The sequence below is a fragment of the uncultured Roseivirga sp. genome (assembly GCF_963973945.1).
Taxonomy (GTDB): Bacteria; Bacteroidota; Bacteroidia; order Cytophagales; family Cyclobacteriaceae; genus Roseivirga.
The window spans coordinates 91,642-114,393 of sequence record NZ_CAXBBV010000011.1 but is presented as its reverse complement, the minus strand read 5'-3'; the positions used below and the strand labels follow the sequence as shown (position 1 = coordinate 114,393).

Annotated in this window: 15 protein-coding genes and 1 riboswitch; of the genes, 9 read left to right on the top strand and 6 right to left on the bottom strand. The window is 40.2% G+C overall.

Annotated features, from left to right (window positions below; translation table 11 throughout):
- The first annotated feature begins 105 nt into the window (after positions 1-105).
- Both AAC026_RS16330 and priA read left to right on the top strand, forming a co-directional pair.
- A complete protein-coding gene (locus AAC026_RS16330; protein WP_339700258.1) occupies positions 106-2,142 on the top strand; it encodes a thioredoxin domain-containing protein in 2,037 nt (678 codons plus the stop codon).
- A 66-nt stretch (positions 2,143-2,208) separates the two neighbouring features.
- Positions 2,209-4,719: a primosomal protein N' gene (priA, locus tag AAC026_RS16325; protein ID WP_339700255.1), complete on the top strand. Its 2,511-nt coding sequence runs from the start codon at positions 2,209-2,211 to the stop codon at positions 4,717-4,719.
- Positions 4,720-4,733: 14 nt separating this feature from the next.
- On the opposite strand, the gene AAC026_RS16320 is transcribed toward priA, so the two are convergent.
- Complete coding sequence (locus AAC026_RS16320; protein WP_339700251.1) at positions 4,734-6,119, bottom strand: cation:proton antiporter; 1,386 nt, start codon at positions 6,117-6,119, stop codon at positions 4,734-4,736.
- A gap of 208 nt (positions 6,120-6,327) precedes the next feature.
- Here AAC026_RS16320 and AAC026_RS16315 point away from each other — a divergent pair, with 208 nt between their 5' ends.
- From AAC026_RS16315 to AAC026_RS16305, 3 genes are all read left to right on the top strand, one after another.
- Complete coding sequence (locus AAC026_RS16315; protein WP_339700248.1) at positions 6,328-6,702, top strand: hypothetical protein; 375 nt, start codon at positions 6,328-6,330, stop codon at positions 6,700-6,702.
- Between the two features lie 112 nt (positions 6,703-6,814).
- A complete protein-coding gene (locus tag AAC026_RS16310) occupies positions 6,815-7,303 on the top strand; it encodes a hypothetical protein (RefSeq protein WP_339700245.1) in 489 nt (162 codons plus the stop codon).
- A 144-nt stretch (positions 7,304-7,447) separates the two neighbouring features.
- Entirely contained in the window at positions 7,448-8,917 is a 1,470-nt protein-coding gene (locus AAC026_RS16305) for a potassium/proton antiporter (protein WP_339700242.1), read from the top strand.
- Between the two features lie 10 nt (positions 8,918-8,927).
- Here AAC026_RS16305 and metF read toward each other — a convergent pair whose 3' ends face one another.
- Genes metF through AAC026_RS16290 form a run of 3 tightly spaced genes read right to left on the bottom strand, consistent with a single transcriptional unit; the run spans position 8,928 to position 14,136 of the window.
- Entirely contained in the window at positions 8,928-9,881 is a 954-nt protein-coding gene (metF, locus tag AAC026_RS16300; RefSeq protein ID WP_339607145.1) for a methylenetetrahydrofolate reductase [NAD(P)H], read from the bottom strand.
- Between the two features lie 40 nt (positions 9,882-9,921).
- Positions 9,922-13,089 (bottom strand): vitamin B12 dependent-methionine synthase activation domain-containing protein, encoded by a 3,168-nt coding sequence (locus AAC026_RS16295; RefSeq protein ID WP_339700239.1) that lies wholly within the window; start codon positions 13,087-13,089, stop codon positions 9,922-9,924.
- A gap of 33 nt (positions 13,090-13,122) precedes the next feature.
- A complete protein-coding gene (locus AAC026_RS16290) occupies positions 13,123-14,136 on the bottom strand; it encodes a homocysteine S-methyltransferase family protein (protein WP_339700236.1) in 1,014 nt (337 codons plus the stop codon).
- A 47-nt stretch (positions 14,137-14,183) separates the two neighbouring features.
- A riboswitch (SAM riboswitch) is annotated at positions 14,184-14,288 on the bottom strand.
- Between the two features lie 137 nt (positions 14,289-14,425).
- Between AAC026_RS16290 and AAC026_RS16285 the strand changes: the two genes are divergently transcribed.
- On the top strand, positions 14,426-15,334 hold the full coding sequence (locus AAC026_RS16285; protein ID WP_339700233.1) for a phosphatase: 909 nt from the start codon (positions 14,426-14,428) through the stop codon (positions 15,332-15,334).
- Positions 15,335-15,435: 101 nt separating this feature from the next.
- Positions 15,436-15,840, top strand: a complete 405-nt coding sequence (locus AAC026_RS16280) for a hypothetical protein (protein WP_339700230.1) — start codon at positions 15,436-15,438, stop codon at positions 15,838-15,840.
- A 250-nt stretch (positions 15,841-16,090) separates the two neighbouring features.
- Here the strand turns inward: AAC026_RS16280 and AAC026_RS16275 are convergent, their stop codons facing one another.
- Complete coding sequence (locus tag AAC026_RS16275) at positions 16,091-19,177, bottom strand: hypothetical protein (protein WP_339700227.1); 3,087 nt, start codon at positions 19,175-19,177, stop codon at positions 16,091-16,093.
- Between the two features lie 473 nt (positions 19,178-19,650).
- Positions 19,651-20,646 (bottom strand): class 1 fructose-bisphosphatase, encoded by a 996-nt coding sequence (gene fbp / locus AAC026_RS16270; RefSeq protein WP_339700224.1) that lies wholly within the window; start codon positions 20,644-20,646, stop codon positions 19,651-19,653.
- A gap of 72 nt (positions 20,647-20,718) precedes the next feature.
- Between fbp and AAC026_RS16265 the strand changes: the two genes are divergently transcribed.
- Positions 20,719-21,978, top strand: coding sequence for an aspartate kinase (locus AAC026_RS16265; protein WP_339608527.1), 1,260 nt, complete (start codon positions 20,719-20,721; stop codon positions 21,976-21,978).
- A gap of 27 nt (positions 21,979-22,005) precedes the next feature.
- The gene (locus AAC026_RS16260; RefSeq protein ID WP_339700221.1) at positions 22,006-22,749 is read left to right on the top strand and encodes a sulfite exporter TauE/SafE family protein; all 744 of its coding nucleotides are present in this window, start codon (positions 22,006-22,008) and stop codon (positions 22,747-22,749) included.
- Positions 22,750-22,752 lie beyond the last annotated feature (3 nt).

Here is a 22,752-nt window from a genome sequence, read left to right as displayed (position 1 = left end):
ATTTCGAATAGAAGCCTTAAAACTTTTTAGGCTCTAAATTCTATGCGATCTTCGTAAGCAGAACGGCTCATGGTTCGTTCTTCCAACATCAAAAATCGAATACTTATGCCCCATCAAGCCAATCGACTGATCAATTCTTCCTCCCCTTATCTTTTACAGCATGCCTATAATCCTGTAGACTGGTTTCCTTGGGGTGAAGAAGCTTTAGAAAAGGCGAAGAAAGAAGACAAACCGATTATCGTGAGTATTGGCTATTCGGCTTGCCATTGGTGTCATGTGATGGAAAGAGAAAGCTTTGAGAACGAGAAAATTGCAGAAATCATGAACGCGCATTTCGTTTGCATTAAAGTGGACAGAGAAGAGCGTCCGGATGTGGATCAAGTGTATATGGATGCCGTGCATGCCATGGGTTTGCAAGGAGGTTGGCCGCTAAACGCCATTCTCCTACCCGACCAACGCCCATTTTATGGAGGGACATATTTTCCAGCACAAGGCTGGGCTAACTTGCTGCTTCAAATCGCCAAAGTATTTAAAGAACAACGTGCCGAATTAGAAAAATCGGCTGAAGGTTTTATGAATTCGCTCAGCGTGAGTGATATTCAAAAGTATGGCTTGAATTCTATCGGTGCGGATTTCAGCAAAGCGGATTTGAGCCAAATGTTTAAGATTCTCAGTCAGAATTTTGACAAGGAAAAGGGAGGCATGAACAAAGCTCCTAAATTCCCAATGCCTGTCATTTATTCCTTTTTGCTTCGCGAATTTGAAGCGAATAAAAACGAGGCCGCTTTGGCTCATGTAAAGCTTACGCTCAACAAAATGGCTTTCGGAGGGCTCTATGATCAAATTGGAGGTGGCTTTACCCGCTACTCTACCGATGCTGATTGGTTTGCTCCCCATTTTGAAAAAATGCTTTACGACAATGGGCAGCTTGTAAGTCTATATTCTGAAGCCTTTCAGGCCACAAAAGACCCACTTTATAAAGAAATCGTTTTTCAAACCATTGAATGGCTTCAAAGAGAAATGACTACCGAAGAAGGCGGATTCTATTCAGCTTTAGATGCGGACAGCGAAGGAGAAGAAGGGAAATTCTACTGCTGGACAGCGGCAGAATTTCGTGAGGTACTTGGCCCCGATGCCGAACTGATGTTTGCCTACTACAACCTCACTGAAAAAGGAAATTGGGAGCCTCAAAAGAACATTCCACATAGAAACCTAACCGACTCAGAATTTGCAAAGGCTCATCACCTTTCCTTAGAAGAACTTCAAGGCTTAGTAAAAGCAGCTAACCTAAAACTGCTCAAGCAAAGAGAAAACAAGGTGCGTCCTGGTTTAGACGATAAAATACTTTCTGGCTGGAATGGACTTATGCTCAAGGGTTTGGTAGATGCCTACGCAAGCTTTCAAACACCAGAGTTTCTTCAAATGGCCATTAAAAATGCAGAGTTCATTTGCGCCAAAATGAAAAACGGAAAAGGGCTATTCCGAAATTATAAAGCAGGAAAAGCCAGTATTGACGCCTATTTGGAAGATTATGCAGCGGTAACTCAGGCTTTTAACGCACTCTATCAAGTCACCTTTGATGAGAAATGGCTCAACGAAGCTGTCCAATTGACAGAATACACCATCGCACATTTTTACGATGAAGAAGAGCGCTTTTTCTTCTTCACCAATGATGAATCTGAAAAACTGATTGCACGAAAGAAAGAGATTTTCGACAACGTCATTCCAGGGTCAAATTCATTGATGGCCCAAAATCTATATACTTTAGGTACCATCACCAGTAATCAAACCTATACCGACATGGCAATCGAAATGCTCGGTAGGGTGAAGAAAATGGTCATGGTAGAACCTCAATATTTAACCAATTGGGCCTGTTTGGCTACCCAAATGGTAACACCCACTGCTGAAATCGTTATGGTGGGGAGTGATATTCAAACACAGGCCTTTAGTTTCTTTGATCAATTTATGCCGAATAAGGTGTTGGTTGGTGCAGAAAACGAAGGCACGAGTAAACTTGCACTATTGGCGAACCGAGGCAGACTTAATGATCAAACCACTTTTTACGTTTGTTTCAATAAAGCCTGTCAACTGCCGGTAAATTCAGCAAGTGAAGCAATAAATCTAATTCAGGATAGAAAATAGTTTTGGCAGACGAGGATTATTTCTAACCTTGCCAAAGGTTCAAAACCAAGGTGTTTCCATAACGATTTGACGATAGAACAACTCAATATTGACGATGCAAATGAGCAGGTGCTTTTTGCCGATGTGGCTTTATCAGTCCCTGTGCCCATGCTTTACACTTATAGTATTCCTGCGGAATATCGTGGGAATATAAAAGAGCGGACGAGGGTAATCGTTCAGTTCGGGAAAAAGCGAATCGTTACAGGCATTGTTGAGAAAGTGCACGGGAATCGACCTGATATCTATGCTACCAAGCCCATTTTAGAAGTGTTGGATACAGAGCCCATCATTACCCGCATGCAAATGGAGGTAATGAAATGGATGTCGGATTATTACATGTGCACCTTTGGCGAAGTAATTAATGCCGCTTTACCTTCTGGCCTTAAACTGAGCAGTGAATCGCGTATTCAGTTGCACCCACACAACGATTGGAACGATAGTGAATACCCTTTCGATGACCGAGAGCTGCTGATCTTGAAGGCACTAGAGAACAAAGACTCACTTACCTACAAAGAAGCAGCAGAGGTAATTGATCAAAAAAGTGCGCTTAGGTTTATTAAATCCCTCATTCAGAAAGAAGTCATCATTATTTATGAGGAAGTAAGAGAGAAGTATAAACCTAAAATTGTAAAGAAAATACGTCTGGCGGCAAGTTACGCTACAGATGAAAAAACACTTCAATCACTTTTTGCTGAACTTGAGAAAAGACCAAAGCAAAGTGACATTCTACTCAAGTATCTTCAAATGGTGCCTGTGTATCAGAAGCCTGAACGGAATGAAGGCGGTATTCCTAAAAGCACATTTAATGAAGCTGGACTCTCCGTTTCATCACTAAACACCCTAATCAAAAACAAAATATTTGAGGAATTCGAAGAGATTATTTCTCGTTTTGAAGAGAACACCGAAGTTTTTGAAGCTTCTCCCCTTTCCGAGGTTCAAGAAAAAGCCAAGCAGGAAATTCTCGATATTTTTGAAGAGAAATCAACTGCCTTACTCCATGGAATTACGGGCAGCGGAAAGACAGAAATCTATATTACCCTTATACAAGAAGCTCTAGACAATGGCTTGCAGGTACTTTATCTACTTCCCGAAATCGCTTTAACCGCTCAGATTGTAAACCGCCTAAAAGTGGTTTTTGGTGATCGAATGGGGGTTTATCATTCCAAATTCTCTGACAATGAGCGTGTGGAAGTTTGGATGGGCTTATTGGATGGCCGTTTCGATTTCATTGTAGGTGTAAGAAGCGCCATTTTCTTACCCTTTACCGATTTAGGATTAATCATTGTGGACGAAGAGCATGAAAACTCATACAAGCAATATGAGCCCGCTCCTCGTTATCATGCCCGTGATGTCGCGCTTTTTCTAGCCCATAAACACGGAGGTAAAACTATTTTAGGTTCTGCCACCCCTTCCGTGGAGTCTTTCTACAATGCCAGAATAGGCAAATATGGATTGGTGACCATCAACAGCCGTTATGGCGATGCACAATTGCCTCAAATGGTTTTCGCTGACATTAGAACTGAAAAGAAACGTAAAACAGCCACTGGAAACTTCTCTTCTGTACTTATTGAAGCTTTGGGCGGAATACTGGAGAAGAAAGAGCAAGCCATTGTGTTTCAGAACCGCAGAGGCTATTCAAACTTCATTACCTGCGATGACTGCGGTTATACTCCCGAATGCCCAAGATGCGCAGTAAGCCTTACTTATCATCAGTATAAAAACCAGCTCAACTGCCATTATTGCGGACATAAAGAGCCTGTCCCCGTCACCTGCCCTGCTTGCGGTAGCCAGCGCATTAGAACGGTAGGTTTTGGAACCGAAAAGATTGAGGAAGACCTCAAACTGATTTTCCCTGAAGCAAAAATCCAGCGCATGGATTTAGAAACCACACGTGTTAAATACGCCTACCATAACATTATTAAAGATTTTGAGGATGGTAAAATAGACATTCTGGTGGGTACGCAAATGGTAAGCAAAGGCCTTGATTTTGATCGCGTAAGCTTAGTGAGTGTTTTCGATATTGATCGAATGATCCATTTCCCGGATTTCAGATCGATGGAGCGTACTTACCAATTGACCACCCAAGTAAGTGGAAGAGCAGGTAGAAAAGACATTGCTGGAAAAGTAATTATTCAAACAAGTGACCCAGAACAGCCGATTCTAAAGTTGATTTCGCAACAGAATTACAGTACTTTCTTCGATTTAGAAATGCAGGAAAGGGAGAAGTTCAACTATCCGCCTTTTTCTAGAATGATTAAAATTTTGGTGAGAAGTAAGGATAAAAAACTCTCTAAAGATGCTGCCGAATTTTTAGGGAATATTCTGAAAGAAGACTTAGGAACATACCGTGTTTTAGGACCGCATGAGCCCATTATTAATAAAATACGAGATAAATACCTGATGGAAATTTACCTCAAAATTGAACGCAAATACAATATCAATTCGGTTAAGGAAAAGATTAAAGCTGCCTACTTAGAAGCCCTTCGTAAAAAGAGCTTCTCGCAAGTAGAGTTTATTACTGATGTTGATCCTTATTAGGTTCCTTCACCTATTCACTCCTCGTCAAACTCTTCGCTATTATCTATAGGCGAATCCTTCGGCTCTACTTTTGGGTCAACCCTAGGTTCAACCTTCTTCGGAACAATAGACGGATTGGCCTGCGTTTTTATTGGCTCTGTAGTTCGTAAGTCTGGCTCCATACGCTCAATAAAATATGAGATTTTGCGTGCTCCTTTAAGGTTTTCAGGAAGTTTATCGGTGTTCTTGCTAAAACTAACCAAACCCCAAGTCATAATGATACTTGTAGAAAGAATGGTAATCAAAATAATATCTCCGTTAAATAATTCGGACTGAAGTTCTACCGGAATTGAGAAAAACAAGAGTACCGTAATTAAGCCTCTTGGGGTAATCATAAGTTCTGGTAAAATAGATTTCTTCCAGAAAAACGCCTTCAATACAATAAATCGGATCACAAAGAATGAAGCTACAATCATTAAGCTAACACCCAATACTTCTAGATTAACCAAAGCATTAAGATTAATTGTGGTTCCGAACACAACAAAGAAGAAAGTACGTACTACAAATGCTGTTTCTCGAGTAACCAAATGAAGTTCATCCAGAATTTTATCTATAACATCATGTTTGACCCACTTTTTAAGCTTGCCAACAAAAAAGAGTTGACTATTATTAATCACTAAACCGAACGTAAGTATAATTACCAAAGAAGAAAGGTGCATTTGCTTACCAATGGCATAAATCAAAATCAACATAGCAATCAATAAAAAGAGCTTTACCTCTCCTTCTATTCGCTGAAACAACACCACTAAACCATAGCTGAAAACGAATGAGATAATGATAGTTATAATGATGTTGCCTATAATTCCGTACACTACTTCGCCTGCCTGTTCCGTTTCGGCATTTCCTGTTAGAAAGTAGAAAAACATTATCCCGAGAATATCAGAAAATGTACTCTCGTATATCATAAATTCCTTTTTGTCTTTCACCAAACTGCTTACACTGGGAATAACAATGGCGCTACTTACAACGGAAAGCGGAATGGCATACACCAAAGAAATGAGCGGGGTTTCTTGATAAAAGTGATTAATGATTACAGAAATAAGAAATGCACAGCCTCCCAATGAAATTAAGGCCACCGCAAATGATTTCCATATAATGGGCCATTTTTCCTTACTCAACTCTAGGTCTAACGCGGCCTCCAATACAATCATAATAAGCCCTACAATCCCTAAAAGCTCTAAAGTGCTAAAAATCAGTTTGTCTTGATTAATGCCATAAGCATCTAGCCCATACTTTATCCCAATACCTAAAAGGATCAAAAGGATAACACTTGGAATGTTTGTACGCTTCGAAAGTATATTAAATAAGTGCGAAAAAATGATCACACAAGACAGCGCTATGACAAGGTTGTATACATTCATGGCCTAATAATAGGGAAAAGATAAATTATGAGCCTATAAAACGAGGTTAATTATTGACTTCAACCTTATTTTTACGTTTACGGTTACAAATAAGAATCTATTAAAAATTGAGATTATCATATTTTACAAAGCTGATTTTGACTACAGATCGAAAAAAGATTCGGTAGGTTTAATTAAAAATAACCCGTTATGCTCTAATATTGCAACAATGAAAAGCCTGTTCAAATCTATTCTAATATCACTGACCTTATTGGTATATGGCATTGGTGTGGATAACCTCTTGCACAGTGCTTTAATTGAAGCCCAAGTTAATCACCAACAGACCGATCAGGTCAAAAGTGATTTTGCTCCTCTTTATTCTAGTTTGTTTCATTTGCCATCTTACAGTGAGTTGGTCAGCGAAACATCAACCAATTTTCAAGAGTCTGAACAAATCTATTTACCTCAATGGGCTACTGTTAAAAGTTCTAACTCTAGTTTAGGTCAGCAAAGCATTTGGCGAAATGATCTCTTGAGATTTAGACGGATTAACTTTAGTCTTTCGGTAAAAGACATCATCTTCCCTTTTCATACTTTTTCGTAAAGCACTCCATTTATCTTCCTAGCTAACAATCGGTTAGCACATCATCTTAATCTGGCTTCAGAATTCACACCTACAATTCTCTAGCCTTCAACATTATTTAATCAGAAAGAAAATGGAATTATCATCAACGCTATTTGGCTTAGCTGCCATGGCTGTATTTGTTCTCCCTATCGTTTATTTACAAGGGATACAAAAGAGAAAAGAAAAAGTATTATTCGCTGAATTTCTTCAGCTAGCTCAAGAAAAGGGCTTAAAAGTTACCCTGAGTGAGGTATGGAACTATGTCTATTGTTTGGGTATTGACACTCAATCGAAACAACTTATTCACTTTAAAAAGAAGGGTGAAACACCTGAAATTCGGGTTATAGATTTAAAGCCATTTAAAAAATGTAGTGTCAGTAAAACTGTGAGGACGGTAAAAACTAATGATGGTCCAGTAGCTATAATTGAGCGTTTACATTTAACTCTAACACCTTCAAACACTCAAAGTAAAGTTGAAAATATAGAGTTTTATAATGCAGATGAAAGTAGTTCGATTACAACGGAATTGCCACTGGTTGCCAAATGGGAAAAACAAATTAATCAAGCGCTTCAGGCTTAACATAAGCTTCTAATAATAGTCTTGTGGGTTTTAAAGCTCACAAGACTATTTTTCTAAAAGGAATTCATAAGATTGAATCAATAACCACGCTCAAAAGTTATCTTTGCTGTTTCAAAACCATTTTCAGAATTAAACCACTACTAGTTGAGTTTAACCATAGAGAACATTATGTTGATTGGCTCGCTATTGCTGTTCATCAGCATTATTGCGGGTAAAACCTCTTATCGTTTTGGTGTACCCACCTTAGTATTGTTCTTGGCTATAGGCATGTTGGCTGGCTCTGATGGTATTGGAGGAATCTATTTCGATAACCCCTCAGTGGCGCAGTTTATTGGAGTGGTTTCGCTTAACTTCATTCTCTTCTCTGGAGGGCTCGATACCAATTGGTCTTCCATTAAACCCGTATTATGGCAAGGGATTTCACTTTCAACTCTTGGTGTTTTGCTTACAGCAGTAAGCATGGGCACATTCGTTTGGGCCATTACTGACTTTACTATTTACGAAGGCCTTTTACTTGGTGCAATTATATCTTCCACCGATGCAGCAGCTGTTTTTTCCATTTTAAGAGGGAAAAACCTTGCTCTTAGAAATAACCTAAGACCTACCCTAGAACTGGAGAGTGGCAGTAATGACCCAATGGCTTATGTGTTGACCATTGCTTTCTTGGCTCTAGTGATGAATCCAGACCAGAGTTTATTCTCTATTATTCCATTGTTTCTGAAACAAATGATTATTGGAGGCATTGCTGGATTGCTCTTCGGAATGGCCAGTAAGTATGTAATTAACAAAATCAAACTTGGGTTTGAAGGGCTTTACCCTGTATTGGTAATTTCATTAATGTTCATCACTTTTTCCGGTACCGATGCGCTAGGTGGAAATGGTTTTTTGGCTGTTTATTTATGCGCTGTTTATCTGGGAAATCAGGACTTAATCCATAAAAAAACCATTCTCAAAATGTTTGATGGTTTGGCTTGGCTTATGCAAATTGTGCTCTTCCTTACGCTTGGTTTATTAGTTTACCCCACTGAAATACTTCCAATATTAGGCATTGGTTTGCTCATTTCACTTTTCCAGATTTTTATAGCGAGGCCAATCAGTGTATTCTTAAGCCTTACTCCTTTTAAAATGAAGATGAGAAGGCGTTTTTATATTTCTTGGGTAGGGCTTAGAGGTGCTGTTCCTATCGTTTTTGCTACTTACCCATTAATTGCAGGAATAGAAAAGGCCAATATGATTTTCAATATCGTATTCTTTATTTCACTGTCTTCGGTACTTATTCAAGGCACCACCCTGTCTGTAATAGCAAAATGGCTTAACGTAGCTTTGCCAGAAGATTCTAAACCGAAGTCGCCCTTGGACGATCTTCTTTCAGAAACAGCCAAGGCAATTATGGTAGAAATTAAAATGCCAGAAAATGGTATTGCTGTAAACAAAAAGATCGTTGATCTTCATTTCCCCAAAACGGCACTTATTGCAATGATTAACCGCGATAACAAGTTTATTACACCAAGTGGGGCTACAGAAATTTTTGCTGAAGACACTCTAGTGGTTCTTTCTGACACCCAAGAAGGTATCAACCAAGTATATGAGTGCCTTCAAATTGAACCAACTTAAAGTCGGTTTATCAGAATAGCTTTTCTGCAATCTGTTTTACTACTTGAGACTTACTCATAGTATAGTAATGTAAGCAAGGTACTTTTGCTTCCATTAATTCTTTAGACTGCTGAACACACCATTCAATCCCCACTTCTTTTGCTGCTTTATTATCCTTGCATTTATCAAGCTCGTCCACCAAGTCATCTGGCAAATCAACATGGAAAATGCTCGGCAAAATAGTACTATGATTGAGGGTAGTCAGTGGCTTTAAACCCGGAATAATTGGCACATTGATATCTGCTTTTCTACACTTCTCTACAAAGTCGAAATACTTTTGATTATCAAAGAACATTTGGGTTACGATATACTCAGCCCCCATATCTACTTTTTGTTTCAGGTACTTCATGTCGCTTTTTAAGCTGGGTGCTTCAAAGTGTTTTTCAGGATAACCAGCCACTCCCATAGAAAAATTGGTCTTAGCCATTTCTACTTCTTCGTGAAGATACTTTCCTTGATTTAAGTCCAACACTTGCTGCATTAACTCAGTGGCATACGAATGTCCGTCTGGGTCTGGCACGAACCTTCCTTCTGATTTTATGGCATCTCCACGCAAAACCAATACATTATCAATCCCTAAGAAATCAAGATCGATAAGTGCGTTTTCTGTTTCTTCTCTACTAAATCCTCCACAGATAATATGGGGTACAGCGTCTACTCCATATTTGTTCATTATGGCCGCACAAATCCCTACAGTTCCCGGACGTTTACGAGTGGTTACTTTTTCAAGCAATCCATTGTCGTGTTGTTTATATATGTATTCTTCTCGATGATAAGTAACATCAATAAACGGTGGATTGAACTCCATTAAAGGATCAATTGCATCAAAAATACCATTTACATTTTCTCCTTTTCTTGGTGGGAGAATTTCGAAGCTAAAGAGCGTTTTGCCTTTGGCTCTTTTTATATGTTGGGTTACTTTCATTCTTTCGTAGATCAGTTATCAGTAAATCAGAGAATCAGGTCTAAATATCATATGCTAAGTTTGGAGCTAGCCATTTCTCCGTTTCTTCCAAAGTCATTCCTTTTCGTTTGGCGTAGTCGGTTACTTGGTCTTTTTCAATTTTACCTAAGCCAAAATACTTCGCTTCTTCGTGCATAAAGTAAAGGCCGCTTACAGAAGAAGCTGGATACATTGCCATTGATTCTGTGAGAATAATTCCAGTATCTTCCTGAGCGTTCAGTAAGTCAAAGAGTATTGGCTTTTCGGTATGGTCTGGGCAAGCAGGATAACCTGGTGCTGGCCTAATTCCTTGGTAACTTTCTTTTATTAAAGATTCATTGTCTAAAGTTTCATCCTTGGAGTAACCCCAAAGTTCCTTCCTAACTATCGCGTGCATGGCTTCAGCAAAGGCTTCAGCCAATCGGTCGGCAATGGCTTTTATCATAATGGAGTTGTAATCATCATGATCCTTTTCGTATTTTTCAATTAAAGGCTCTATACCTAGCCCACCCGTTACCGCAAAACCACCAATATAATCGACTTTACCTGAAGCTTTTGGTGCAACAAAATCGGCCAATGACAAATTGGGAATGCCCGTGCCTTTTTTACCTTGCTGTCTTAGGCTATGGAATACAGTTTTTACTTCGGAACGAGTTTCATCGGTGTATACTTCGATATCATCACCAACACTATTTGCTGGGTAAAGCCCCACTACCCCATTGGCCTGTAACAGGTTTCCCTCGATTACTTCATCGAGTACTTTTTGAGCATCATCAAACAGCTTTTTAGCTTCTTTACCAATGGTCTCGTTTTCGAAAATTCGTGGATACTTACCTTTTAGCATCCAAGTTTGGAAGAAAGGAGTCCAGTCGATGTATTCTCTAATTATATTTAGGTCGAAGTTTTTGAACACCTTATTGCCTATAAAAGTCGGGATCACGTATTCCTTTTCTTCCCAGTTTACTTTCAGTCTATTTCCTAAAGCCCTTTCATAAGGAATGTAATGCTTGATTTCTTTACGATTGGCATGCTCTTCTCTTAGTTTGGCATACTCTCTCTTAATTTCAGCATTGTACTCTGTTTTTCGTTCTCCGCTTATCAGTTCTCCGGCTACAGGCACACTTTTGGAAGCATCTAAAACATGGATGACTGGGCCAGAATAAACAGGATCAATTTTCACTGCTGTATGGATTCGAGAAGTAGTTGCTCCACCTACCATTAAAGGAAGTGTCATTTTTCTTCTTTCCATTTCTTTAGCCACATGCACCATTTCATCTAACGAAGGTGTAATTAAGCCACTTAAACCAATCACATCTACATTTTCCTCAATGGCCTTGTCCAGAATCTTTTCAGCTGGTACCATTACGCCCATATCGATGATTTCGTAATTGTTGCATGCCAAAACCACTCCTACAATATTTTTCCCAATGTCATGAACATCTCCCTTTACTGTGGCCATAAGGATTTTTCGACCAGATTCCGGTTGATTATTTTGCCCCCTCTCGGTCTCCCCCAAAGTGGGAGATGTTTCTGCAACACGTTGATTGACTACATCAGTAATAGTAGTTAGTGTTTGTTTAAGGTCAGAAATAACCTGACGGTTGGTGAGCCTAACGACTTTATAACCTTGGGCTTCTAACCATTCGGTTCTATAAGTATCATTATCTTTCACCTCAGGCAATTGATGAATAGAACCATCAATTTCGATAACCAACTTCTGTTCTAGACATACAAAATCTGCGATGTATTGCCCTATTATATGCTGTCTTCTGAAGTTATGACCATCAATTTGATCTCCTCGTAAATTCGCCCATAAGATTCTTTCGGCTTCAGTTTCATTTTTTCGCAGCTCTTTTACAAACTCCTTCAATTTGGCATAAGTCTTAGGGTCTGCAGTTTGAAAAGAAGATGTATCACCTTCCCCCGAGGGGAAGGAAGGGTTGGGGCTATTTAGTATCGCTTGTCTTTTTTCTTCCTTTTCTTTTTCCAAATAAGGTAAAAGATAAGCCACAGCTTTTTTCATTACTCGGGCACTCTTTACTACTTGTGGCAGAAACATTTTCCCTGAGCCAAAAAGATCACCGACTACATTCATCCCATCCATTAAGGGCCCTTCGATAACTTTTAGAGGACTCACATATTTCTGGCGAGTTTCTTCTGTATCTTCATCTATAAACTCTATAATTCCTTTGACTAAAGCATGCTCTAGACGCTTTTCAACTGATTCTTTTCTCCATGCATCATCCTTTACTTGTTTCTTCCCTTCGCCCTTTACGGTTTCAGCAAAATCGAGCAAGCGCTCGGTAGAGTCTGGCCTGCGGTTTAAAAGCACATCTTCTACCCTTTCCAATAAATCCTTCGGAATGTCGTCATAAATCTCTAGCATGGTCGGGTTTACAATTCCCATGTCCATTCCTTTTTGAATAGCATGATAAAGAAATGCTGAATGCATTGCTTCTCTTACTGGATTATTGCCTCTGAATGAAAAAGATACGTTACTCACTCCACCACTCACATGGGCTCCTGGCAGATTAGTCCTAATCCATTCTGTAGCTCTAAAAAAGTCTACTGCGTTATTGTTGTGTTCTTCAATTCCAGTAGCTACTGGAAAAATATTGGGATCGAAAATGATGTCGTTTTTAGGAAACTTGACAACATCGACTAGAATATCATATGAACGTTTACATATCTCTATTCTTCTTTCGTAAGAATCAGCCTGGCCTTCTTCATCAAAAGCCATAACGATAACTGCCGCTCCATAACGCTTAATTTTCTTAGCGTGTGCAATGAATTGCTCCTCTCCTTCTTTTAAAGAAATTGAATTCACAACACACTTCCCTTGAACACACTTCAATCCAGCTTCAATAATTTCCCATTTTGAAGAATCAATCATGATTGGGATTCGAGAAATATCTGGCTCAGATGCAATTAGGTTCAAAAACTTGACCATGGCCTCTTTACCATCAAGCATTCCTTCGTCCATATTGACATCCAGAATTTGGGCACCTCCATCTACTTGATCTCGGGCTACCTCCAACGCATCATCAAATTTCTCTTCTAATATTAGCCTAGCAAAACGCTTCGACCCCGTTACGTTGGTTCGTTCCCCTACATTAACAAAATTAGATTCAGGAGTTACTATAAGTGGCTCTAGACCTGAAAGTTGAAGTGTGCTGTTATCGTTCCTCATTCCTATTCAATAAAAAAGTCTTCTGATTTTAATTTAATCTTGAATTATTTGACGCTCTAGGCTACGTGGCTCGTACTTAGCAGCCACATCAGCAATAGCTCTGATATGGTCTGGTGTAGTTCCGCAACAACCACCAACAATATTCAAAAAGTTGTTTGAAAGAAAGTCTTCTATTTGCTCGGCCATTTCTTCTGGGGTTTCATCGTATTGTCCAAATTCATTGGGAAGGCCAGCATTTGGATGAGCACTGGTAAAAAAATCAGCCTTTTCGGATAAGGTTTCTAAATAAGGACGAAGTTGCTTTGCTCCTAAAGCACAATTGAGACCTATAGAAAGCAAAGGCATATGTGACACTGAAATAAGGAAAGCTTGAGTAGTTTGACCCGAGAGTGTTCTTCCACTGGCATCGGTAATCGTTCCTGAAACCATGATTGGCCATTCCTTTCCTTTTTCTTCTGAAACTTCTTCAATGGCAAAAAGTGCAGCTTTGGCATTTAAGGTATCAAAAACGGTTTCTACCAAAAGCAAATCTACACCGCCATCGATAAGTGCAATTACTTGTTCTTTATAGGCTTGAACCAGTTCGTCAAAAGTAATTGCTCTAAAGCCTGGGTCGTTTACATCAGGTGATAAAGAGGCCGTTCTGTTGGTAGGGCCAATTGAGCCAGCAACAAAACGAGGTTTATGCGGTTCTTGCGCAGTTATTTCATCTGCAACTTCTTTGGCAATTTTTGCCGATTCAAAGTTGATTTCATACACGGCATCTTCCAAATGATAATCAGCTTGGGCAATAGTGGTTCCACTAAAAGTGTTCGTTTCTACAATATCTGCTCCTGCCAAAAAATACTGACGGTGGATATCTTTAATAATTTCGGGGCGAGTAATAGAAAGCAGGTCATTATTTCCTTTTAAGGAATGTGGGTGATCCTTAAACCTTTCTCCTTTAAAATCTTCTTCCTCCAAAGGATGTCTTTGAATCATGGTGCCCATTGCACCATCTAAAACCAAAATTCGTTCTTTGAGTATTTCTTTAATATTTCTTGACATATTTCGCATTTAGAATGCTTATCAAGAAAGGCAGGGTGAGTTTTGCAAGCTCATCTTTTCCTCGAATATATTCGAGGCTAGGAGTTAGCACCAGCTTTTACAGGTTGCTAAGACATCACAGGGCCTAGTCCCTCAGTCTTTCTTGATAAGTGATGCAAAGAAAGTAAATAAAGATTAAACCGAAGATAGTTGGCCTTATTATTTCAAGAAAATCTTATGTTTCTAATTTGCACAAAAATTTACTCTATGCCCCTTCTAACAAGAATATTATCTAATTTAACGCTTGTCTATGAGTAACATCAGATTAGCCGCAATCGATATTGGATCAAATGCCATTAGGTTTCAGGTAACCAACGTGTTGAGTTATGAAGGTCAACATATTTTTAAAAGACTAGAGTACATCCGTTTCCCTCTTCGTTTGGGTGAGGATGTTTTTAAACTCAAAAAAATTGGCAGCGAAAAAGAAGATAAGTTCTTGAGATTAATGCATTCTTTTAAGCTACTACTCGACCTTTATGAAGTAGATGACTATTACGCCTGCGCTACCTCGGCTATGCGAGAAGCTGAAAATGGGTATAAAATAGCAGAAAAGGTAAACCAACTGTTTGGGCTTAAAATCAAAATTATTAGTGGTGAAACTGAAGCTGAGTTGATCAATCGAGTAGTACTCAAAAAGCTAGACCCACAGAATTACCTCCACATTGACGTAGGTGGGGGCAGCACAGAACTCAACCTTATTTCAAATGGAAAGAAATTAGCTTCAAAGTCTTTCAAAATAGGTTCTGTCAGAAGCATAGAGCAAATTGAGTCTACCGATATTCTTGACAATATTGATAACTGGATTCGTCAATACATCACAGGTAAGTATAAAGTAATTACCGCTATAGGCACTGGTGGCAACATTAATAAGGTACATGATCTTGCTAATAAACGTAAAATAGATCGAAGCCTCACTTTAAAAGATGTGCAAGATGTTCAAACCTATGTTGAAGGCTTTACTCTAGAAGAACGTATTTTTAAACTGCAGCTTAATCACGACAGGGCTGATGTAATTATTCCTGCTTCTCATATTTATATGCACGTAATGAGATCCGCCAAATGTCGAAAGATTCTGGTTCCTGATGTTGGACTGAAGGATGGGGTTATGCATATGCTCTATGAACGGAACATCAAGGATACTGAGGTTGGTTTTAAATAAAATATTAGTGCTTTATATCCAGTTCTCACCCTTGATATAAATCATTTCTCCCTCGTTAAACCATTACATCTCAGGCATGTCCAATGCTGAAACGAATCAAAATGAGAAAAAGAACTCTATTAATTGTGGCGATATTCTTTGCTGTAGCAGCAACAGCATTCGCTCAACGTGGTGGTGGTCAAGGTGGCCAAAGACCTGACCCCAAAGTACAAGCCAAAACTATGGCCGATACTTGGCAAGAAAAATTCGGTTTGTCCGATGAACAGCATACCAAAGTTTATGATTTACTGATTGCTTCAAATGAAAAGCGTACAGCTAAAATGACTGAATTGAGAAGCAGTGGTTCAATGGATCGTGAGGCTATAACAGCAGCCATGACCAAAATGCAAGAAGATCAAGATAAAGAGTTGAAGAAAATTTTCAGTGCAACTCAATGGACTGCATATGAAACATGGAAAAAAGAAAATCCTCCAACCCAAGGAAGAAGAGGCGGAGGTGGAAAATAATAGAGTTTGTTTTTTAAGTTGATAGAGAGCCCGCTGCATTAATTGCTTCGGGTTTTTTCATACGATGTTATGACCAAAAGTAGCACTTGACCTTATATTGATAGTTACATTCTTTTTATTTTATAAACTTAAAGAAGTATGGTAGGCTCAGGAGCAACTTGTCAATCGTACAGTTTTAAAAAACATATAAGATCATAAAAACCCAAAGCAGCAATGCTTTGGGTTTTTCATTCTTAAGGTACTTTTAAGCTTAAAAGCCTGGTAGTAACTCTAGCTTCAGCCCATCTACATAAGCTTTATAAGCTGGCCAATCGGTTTTAAAGAAAGTATTAATCTCTCCAATTACCTCGTTGGCTTTCTTTTCTGCGTTGGCCAAAGCAAAGCGCATGCCCTGCGTTACTGGATCATAACTTCCACCCATTTTACCTCTAATAGTTCCTAAATAACTTGAGAGAACGCTCTTGTCATTTCGTGAACCTTGCGTGCTTTCAGCATAAATCAATCGATTCAAAGCGGTTAGCTTTTTCTTGATTTCAGCATTCTTCGCTTTCAAAGCTGCATTGTCATCAGCAAAACCATCTATCAAACCAACGCTTTTCGTAGCGGTTTGCAAACGATCAATTGCTTCGGTAACAGGCGCTAAGAAATCATTGTACTCTTGAATAAACTGCTGCTTGGCCTCAATCTCGTTCATGTCCCATTCTGGTGAACGAGGATCTTTCATGACCTTAATCGTTTGGCTGCTTGAAGCATTCCCTTTAGTCATTTTAACGGTATAAGTGCCCGGCAACACATCATAACCACGCGGTGGCGCAGCGCCTTCTCTGCTCGCGCCAGAACCCGGCTGACGAACACCGTCTCCTTCAAAACCCCAGTACATACGGTTTAAACCTTTGTCTGCTGACTCATAAAGAGTTCTTGCCACTTTGCCTTGCGCATCAGAAATTTCAACTTTCACACGACCTGCCTCTTTAGTATAGTAGCTTATTCCTGCACTGAACGGCTTGTTTTCGCCCATGAAAAGCCCATCCCCTGTACTTCTATACCCCATGTACTGACCAATAATGGCATTGGTCGCATCAGGAATAGGGAAAACGTGAAGGTTTTCCACCATCAGCTTTTTTATACCCATTCTAGTCGCTTCGCGAAGCGGACGGATATCGTCCAAAATCCAAAGTGCTCTACCAAAAGTACCGATAATCAAATCGTGCTCTCTCGGGTGAATTTGAAGATCCATAGTAGGTACGGTTGGGTAACCGTGCGTCCATTTGGCCCAAGTAGCAGAACCATCCATACTCACGTAAAGTCCGCCTTCAGTGCCCAAAAACATCAAGTTCGGCTCAATTGGGTCTTGCACAAAGGAAAGGGCAAAACCGAATACAGCGTCCTTCTTCACAATACGCTTCCATGACTTTCCATAATTGGTCGTTTGGTAAACATAAGGCTCCCAGTTGTTTCTTCTGTGGTCGTCAAACACCACCACGGCTGTAGCGGCATCGTAAGTACTTGGCTTGATTTGCTGCACCCAAGTAGCATCTGGCAAACCTTCGAACTTTCCTGCGCTGTTCTCCCATTTTCCACCGCCATCTTGTGTCAACTGAACGTTACCGTCATCAGTACCTACCCAAATCACGCCTTGCTTCAATGGACTCGGCTCAATTACAGTAATCGTAGTATGCATTTCTGCGCCCGTATTGTCATAATTCAAGCCTCCTGTATCAATTTGCCTTTGCTTTTCTGGGTTGTTGGTGGTCAAATCTGGAGAAATGATTTCCCAATTTCTACCATTATCGGTAGACTTGAAAAGGAATTGTGCTCCTATGTACACTGTCTTTTTATCAATTGGATTCACATTTACCCCTGCATTCCAGTTCCAGCGTAACTGTACACCATCAGGGTGCTCCGGTCTAATACCTACCATTTCACCCGTTACTCTATCGTAACGCTGAATGTTAGCGCCCTGACTCAATGAATAACCATAGCGGAAATCAGTAGGGTCTGGCACCACATCGAAGCCATCGCCACCAACTATTCTTTCCCAATAACCATTTCTAATTCCTCCGTTTTTCAACAATTGGCTTGGCCCTAACCATGCGCCATTGTCCTGCATTCCGCCCATTACATTGTATGGGTATTCCATATCGTAATTCACATGGTAGAATTGTCCAATTGGTAAGTTCTCTGAGTATTGCCATCGGCCACCACGGTCGGTGCTTAATACTAAACCACCATCGTTACCCAATACCAAAAAGTTCGGATCATCTGGGTGTATATACCAAGCATGGTGATCGACATGGATAATGCCTGAGTTCACAAAGTTTTGGAAGCTTTTACCGCCATCTTCACTAGATGTAACTTGAGTATGCAGCGAGTAAACCCTATTTTCGTTCTGCGGATCTACATAGATATCGGCATAGTAAAACGGACGGCTACCAATGCCTCTGTCATTCTTGTTCGAAATTCTGTACCACCTTTCTCCCCCATCGTCTGAGCGATAAATGGCGTTTTCTTTTGACTCTACCCAAGCATAAATTCTGTCGGGCATAGAAGGCGCAATGGCCAAACCTATTCGACCTAAATCGCCCTTCGGCAAACCATGCTCCGCAGTCTTTCTTTTCCAGGTTTCACCGCCATCGTAGGTAATGTATATACCCGAAGCTGGACCGCCAGAGTTAAAGAAATAAGGCCATCTTCTGTGTTCCCACATGGCCGCTACAATTTTATTAGGATTGGTCGGGTCGATTACCATATCGGCAATACCAGCGCCCGGACCGCCATAAAGTACTTTCTTCCAAGTTTTTCCGCCATCGGTAGATTTAAAAACACCGCGTTCTTCGTGTTCGCCCCAAGGAGAACCGATTGCGCCTACCCAAATCGTGTTGGGGTCGTTAGGGTGAACAATAAGACGATGGATATTGCTGGTTTTCTCCAAGCCCATGTGCTCCCAAGTGCGACCAGCATCTAAACTCCGGTACACGCCATAACCTGAGTTGAGAGAGTTACGAGGGTTTCCTTCACCAGTACCTACCCAAATTACGCTAGGGTTGGATGGATCGATGGTCACCACTCCGATGGAAGCCACATCTTGATCATCAAAAATCGGCTCCCATAAGGTGCCTTGGCTGGTTGATTTCCATAAACCACCAGAAGCAGTTCCTGCATAAATAATGTTTTTATTCGACCGAACTACATCGATTGAAGTGACCCTACCCGACATTCCTGCCGGACCTATAGAACGTGGTTCCATGGATTTGAATAAGGAAAGGTCGGTTTGCGCTGTGGCCGAAGCAACACAGAGACATAAGAGTAAAAGTGTAAATAGATTTCCGAGCTTCATTGAGAAAGGATTTTGGTTATTTATCAATGGCTCAAGATAGGGCTATCTCAAAGTTTTTGTGGGGTGGAATTTTATTAGTGGTTGATGAGAAATGGCAACTCTTTTAACAATTGGTTATAAAGCTCACTGAGAGAATTATTTACCACTCCTGCTTTCTACGAAGTCATTTCGCAGCTTGCGGAGAAATCTTTTCACGTACCACAAATCAAACCTCTTTGTGTTTCTGAAAAAGACCTCCGAAGTCTCTTAGTAAACATAGGATGGCCTAGTATAAGCCATTGACATCTTCAACTATCTAGCTAAAAATCATTTTCATAAAGACCTGTCAGGTTTTCAAAACCTGACAGGTCTAGTAGACAGCCCATTCGGGCTTGGATCTTATACAAGCACTCAGCTACTCTTAGCCCTTAAAAGGCTAAATACCAAAACGAAAGAGCAGTTGCCATCCATTACTCGATACAGCTAAAGTGAAATTACTCCTCAGAAGCTTCCGCCACCATGTTCTTGCTGCCTACAAAAAACGGTGCTCTTTGGTGAAGTGATGTCGGTTGAATTTCCATAATGCGTTGTTTACCATCGGTAGCTAAACCTCCCGCTTGTTCAGCAATCATGGCTAAACAGTTGCACTCATACATCAAACGTAGTTTTCCATTAGGTGCTTTGGCGGTAGATGGATAAATATAAATCCCACCTTTCAATAAGTTTCTGTGGAAATCGGCAACTAAGGAGCCGATATAACGAGCTGAGTAACCTCTGTCTTTACACTTATCAATGTAATCAGTTACTGACTGTGGAAAGCTTTTAGAACCTCCTTCATTCACCGAGTAAATAGTACCATCTTCTGGCATTTTCATATTTTGGTGAGATAGTAAATATTCGCCCAATGATGGCTCATAAGTAAAGCCATTCACGCCTTTTCCAGTAGTATATACAAACATTGTAGATGAGCCGTACAAAATATATCCAGCAGCAATCTGAGCAGTACCTGGCTGTAATACATCCTCCATCGTTACGGGGCTGCCTACTGGCGAAACTCTTCTGTAAATCGAAAAGATAGTTCCTACAGAAACGTTCACATCAATATTGGAAGAACCATCCAACGGGTCCATCGCAATAATGTATTTTGCACTAGGTGTTTTTAGATCAATAATATCTTCATTCTCTTCAGAAATAATCGCGGCTACTTCCCCACCCTTTTGCAAAGCACGGGTAAAACGAATATTTGCTGCCACATCTAAATTTTGTTGCGCTTCGCCTTGAACATTATCTGCTCCATAAGCACCAGTAATGTCGGCTAAACCAGCACGGTTAATTTCTCGGTTCACTACCTTACCCGCATAGGCTAAGTCCCTGATCAGTTGAGACAACTCACCTGAGGCAAAAGGAAATGCTTCTTGATTTTTCATGATAAATCGATCCAAATTAGAACCAATTGGAAGTGCGATACGAGAATTTTCAGCTTTAGACATGCTAGACAATAATTTTAATCTCAGAAAACGTTGATAACTTGCAGCGAAATTAACAAAAATAACTCACGACCCTTGAAAGTATTTAAGTTTGGAGGCGCATCTGTAAAAGATGTCGATTCGGTAAAAAATATGGCCACTATAATTGAGGCGAATATTTCGGATCAATTGGTGGTCATCGTCTCTGCCATGGGCAAAATGACCAATGCCTTTGAGGCTGTTCTCCAAAAATTGATTGATGAAGAAAATCATTCAGAAGCCCTTCAGTATGTAAAGGATTTTCATCTTGGTATTGTTTCTGACCTTGGCTTGGCAGGCAACCAGCAACTGAACCAAGAAATTCAGGCCGACTTTGAATCAGTAGATCATGAACTAGATAGGTTCAGCTCTTCCATGGGTTATGATTTTCTTTATGACCAAACCGTTTCGTTTGGAGAAATACTTTCTACCAGAATCGTTGCTGCCTATTTAAACACACGGCAGATCAAAACAGCTTGGCTAGATGCCCGGAAAATGGTGAAAACTGATAACATTCACCGACAAGCCCTTGTAGATTGGGGTGCCACGCAGAATATCATTCGGTCTCAGGTATCACAACAGACTGGTTTTGATGTTGTGCTTACACAAGGTTTTATTGGTTCGAACGCCAAGTTTAACACTACCACACTAGGGCGTGAGGGAAGTGATTTCAGTGCAGCTATTTTTGCTACTTCGCTCAATGCTGAATCGGTAACAATATGGAAAGATGTACCGGGCGTACTCAATGCCGACCCAAAGAAATTTGCCGACACGGTTTTATTTGACCAGTTACCCTACAAAGAGGCTGCTGAAATGACCTATTATGGAGCTTCGGTAATTCACCCTAAAACTATAAAGCCGCTAGCGCAAAAAGGCATTCCGTTGTATGTAAAGTCGTTCGAAAACCCTGAAGCGAATGGCACACTCATTAACGAATGTGTAATCCCGAATTTAGCACCTGCTATTATTCACAAAGGCAAGCAAACGGTTATTTCCTTTAAAATCAGTGACTTCTCTTTTATCAACGAGCAGCACATTCATTTGATTTTTGAGCACATCAATAGAAATCACCTGACGATTAATTTGATGCAGAATTCGGCCATCTCATTTACTATTTGCATTGACGACAACCCTGTAAAAAGAGAGCAACTTAGAATGGCCTTAAAAGATGATTTCTTGATCTATTATAATGAAGGCCTAGAAATGATTACGATCAAAAATTATAACCAAGCCACAATAGACTCCTTGATGAAGGACAAACAAATCATTATTGAGCAAAGAAGCAGAAACAACTTCCAAATGGTTTATAAACTCTAAGCCATTTCAATTCGCTAATTTAAACCTGTGTTTTCAGCATTGAGCTTCTTTGATTGGACTGTGGTTTTGGCCGCTGCTTTTGTTTTGGGTTTATCCAAATCTGGCATCAAAGGTATCAGTATTATCATTGTAGCCTTAATGGTCTTAGTTTTTGATGCCAAAGCCTCCACTGGCATTTTACTTCCCATGCTACTTGTAGGAGACATTTGTGCGGTAATCTATTACAACCGCCATGCCCAATGGAAATACCTTTTCAGACTACTGCCCTTCATGATGTTGGGCGTTGTTCTCGGTACTTTCGTTGGCAAGAAAATGGACGAAGAGCTGTTCAGGAAAAGCATGGCCATTGTTATCTTCATTTCTGTGGTCATTATGTTTTGGTGGGACAGACGAAAATCCAAAGCAGTACCGAAACACATTGGCTTTGCCGGTTTAATGGGACTCACCGCGGGTTTCACCACCATGGTGGGGAATTTAGCGGGTTCATTCTCCAACATCTTTTTCTTGGCCATGCGCCTCCCCAAAGACGTTTTTATAGGTACAACCGCTTGGCTCTTTCTGATCATCAACCTTTTCAAAGTGCCCTTTCATGTTTTCAGTTGGGGTACCATTACTTGGGAAACGCTGAAAATAAATCTAGTCGTTATTCCTGCCATTCTCCTCGGTCTTTTTATTGGGATCAAACTTCTTAAAAAAGTCAACGATAAGCTTTTCAGGCAATTCATTTTGGTGATGACCGCCATTGGTGCGATTCTCATCTATTTCACCTAAACC

Bases quoted from the DNA above. Each gene is read 5' to 3' on its own strand.
- AAC026_RS16320 (WP_339700251.1), bottom strand. From the start codon at position 6,119: ATGAATGTATACAACCTTGTCATAGCGCTGTCTTGTGTGATCATTTTT.
- AAC026_RS16295 (WP_339700239.1), bottom strand. From the start codon at position 13,089: ATGAGGAACGATAACAGCACACTTCAACTTTCAGGTCTAGAGCCACTT.
- AAC026_RS16330 (WP_339700258.1), top strand. From the start codon at position 106: ATGCCCCATCAAGCCAATCGACTGATCAATTCTTCCTCCCCTTATCTT.
- AAC026_RS16280 (WP_339700230.1), top strand. From the start codon at position 15,436: ATGAGAAAAAGAACTCTATTAATTGTGGCGATATTCTTTGCTGTAGCA.
- AAC026_RS16290 (WP_339700236.1), bottom strand. From the start codon at position 14,136: ATGTCAAGAAATATTAAAGAAATACTCAAAGAACGAATTTTGGTTTTA.
- AAC026_RS16310 (WP_339700245.1), top strand. From the start codon at position 6,815: ATGGAATTATCATCAACGCTATTTGGCTTAGCTGCCATGGCTGTATTT.
- metF (WP_339607145.1), bottom strand. From the start codon at position 9,881: ATGAAAGTAACCCAACATATAAAAAGAGCCAAAGGCAAAACGCTCTTT.
- fbp (WP_339700224.1), bottom strand. From the start codon at position 20,646: ATGTCTAAAGCTGAAAATTCTCGTATCGCACTTCCAATTGGTTCTAAT.
- AAC026_RS16315 (WP_339700248.1), top strand. From the start codon at position 6,328: ATGAAAAGCCTGTTCAAATCTATTCTAATATCACTGACCTTATTGGTA.
- AAC026_RS16285 (WP_339700233.1), top strand. From the start codon at position 14,426: ATGAGTAACATCAGATTAGCCGCAATCGATATTGGATCAAATGCCATT.
- AAC026_RS16275 (WP_339700227.1), bottom strand. From the start codon at position 19,177: ATGAAGCTCGGAAATCTATTTACACTTTTACTCTTATGTCTCTGTGTT.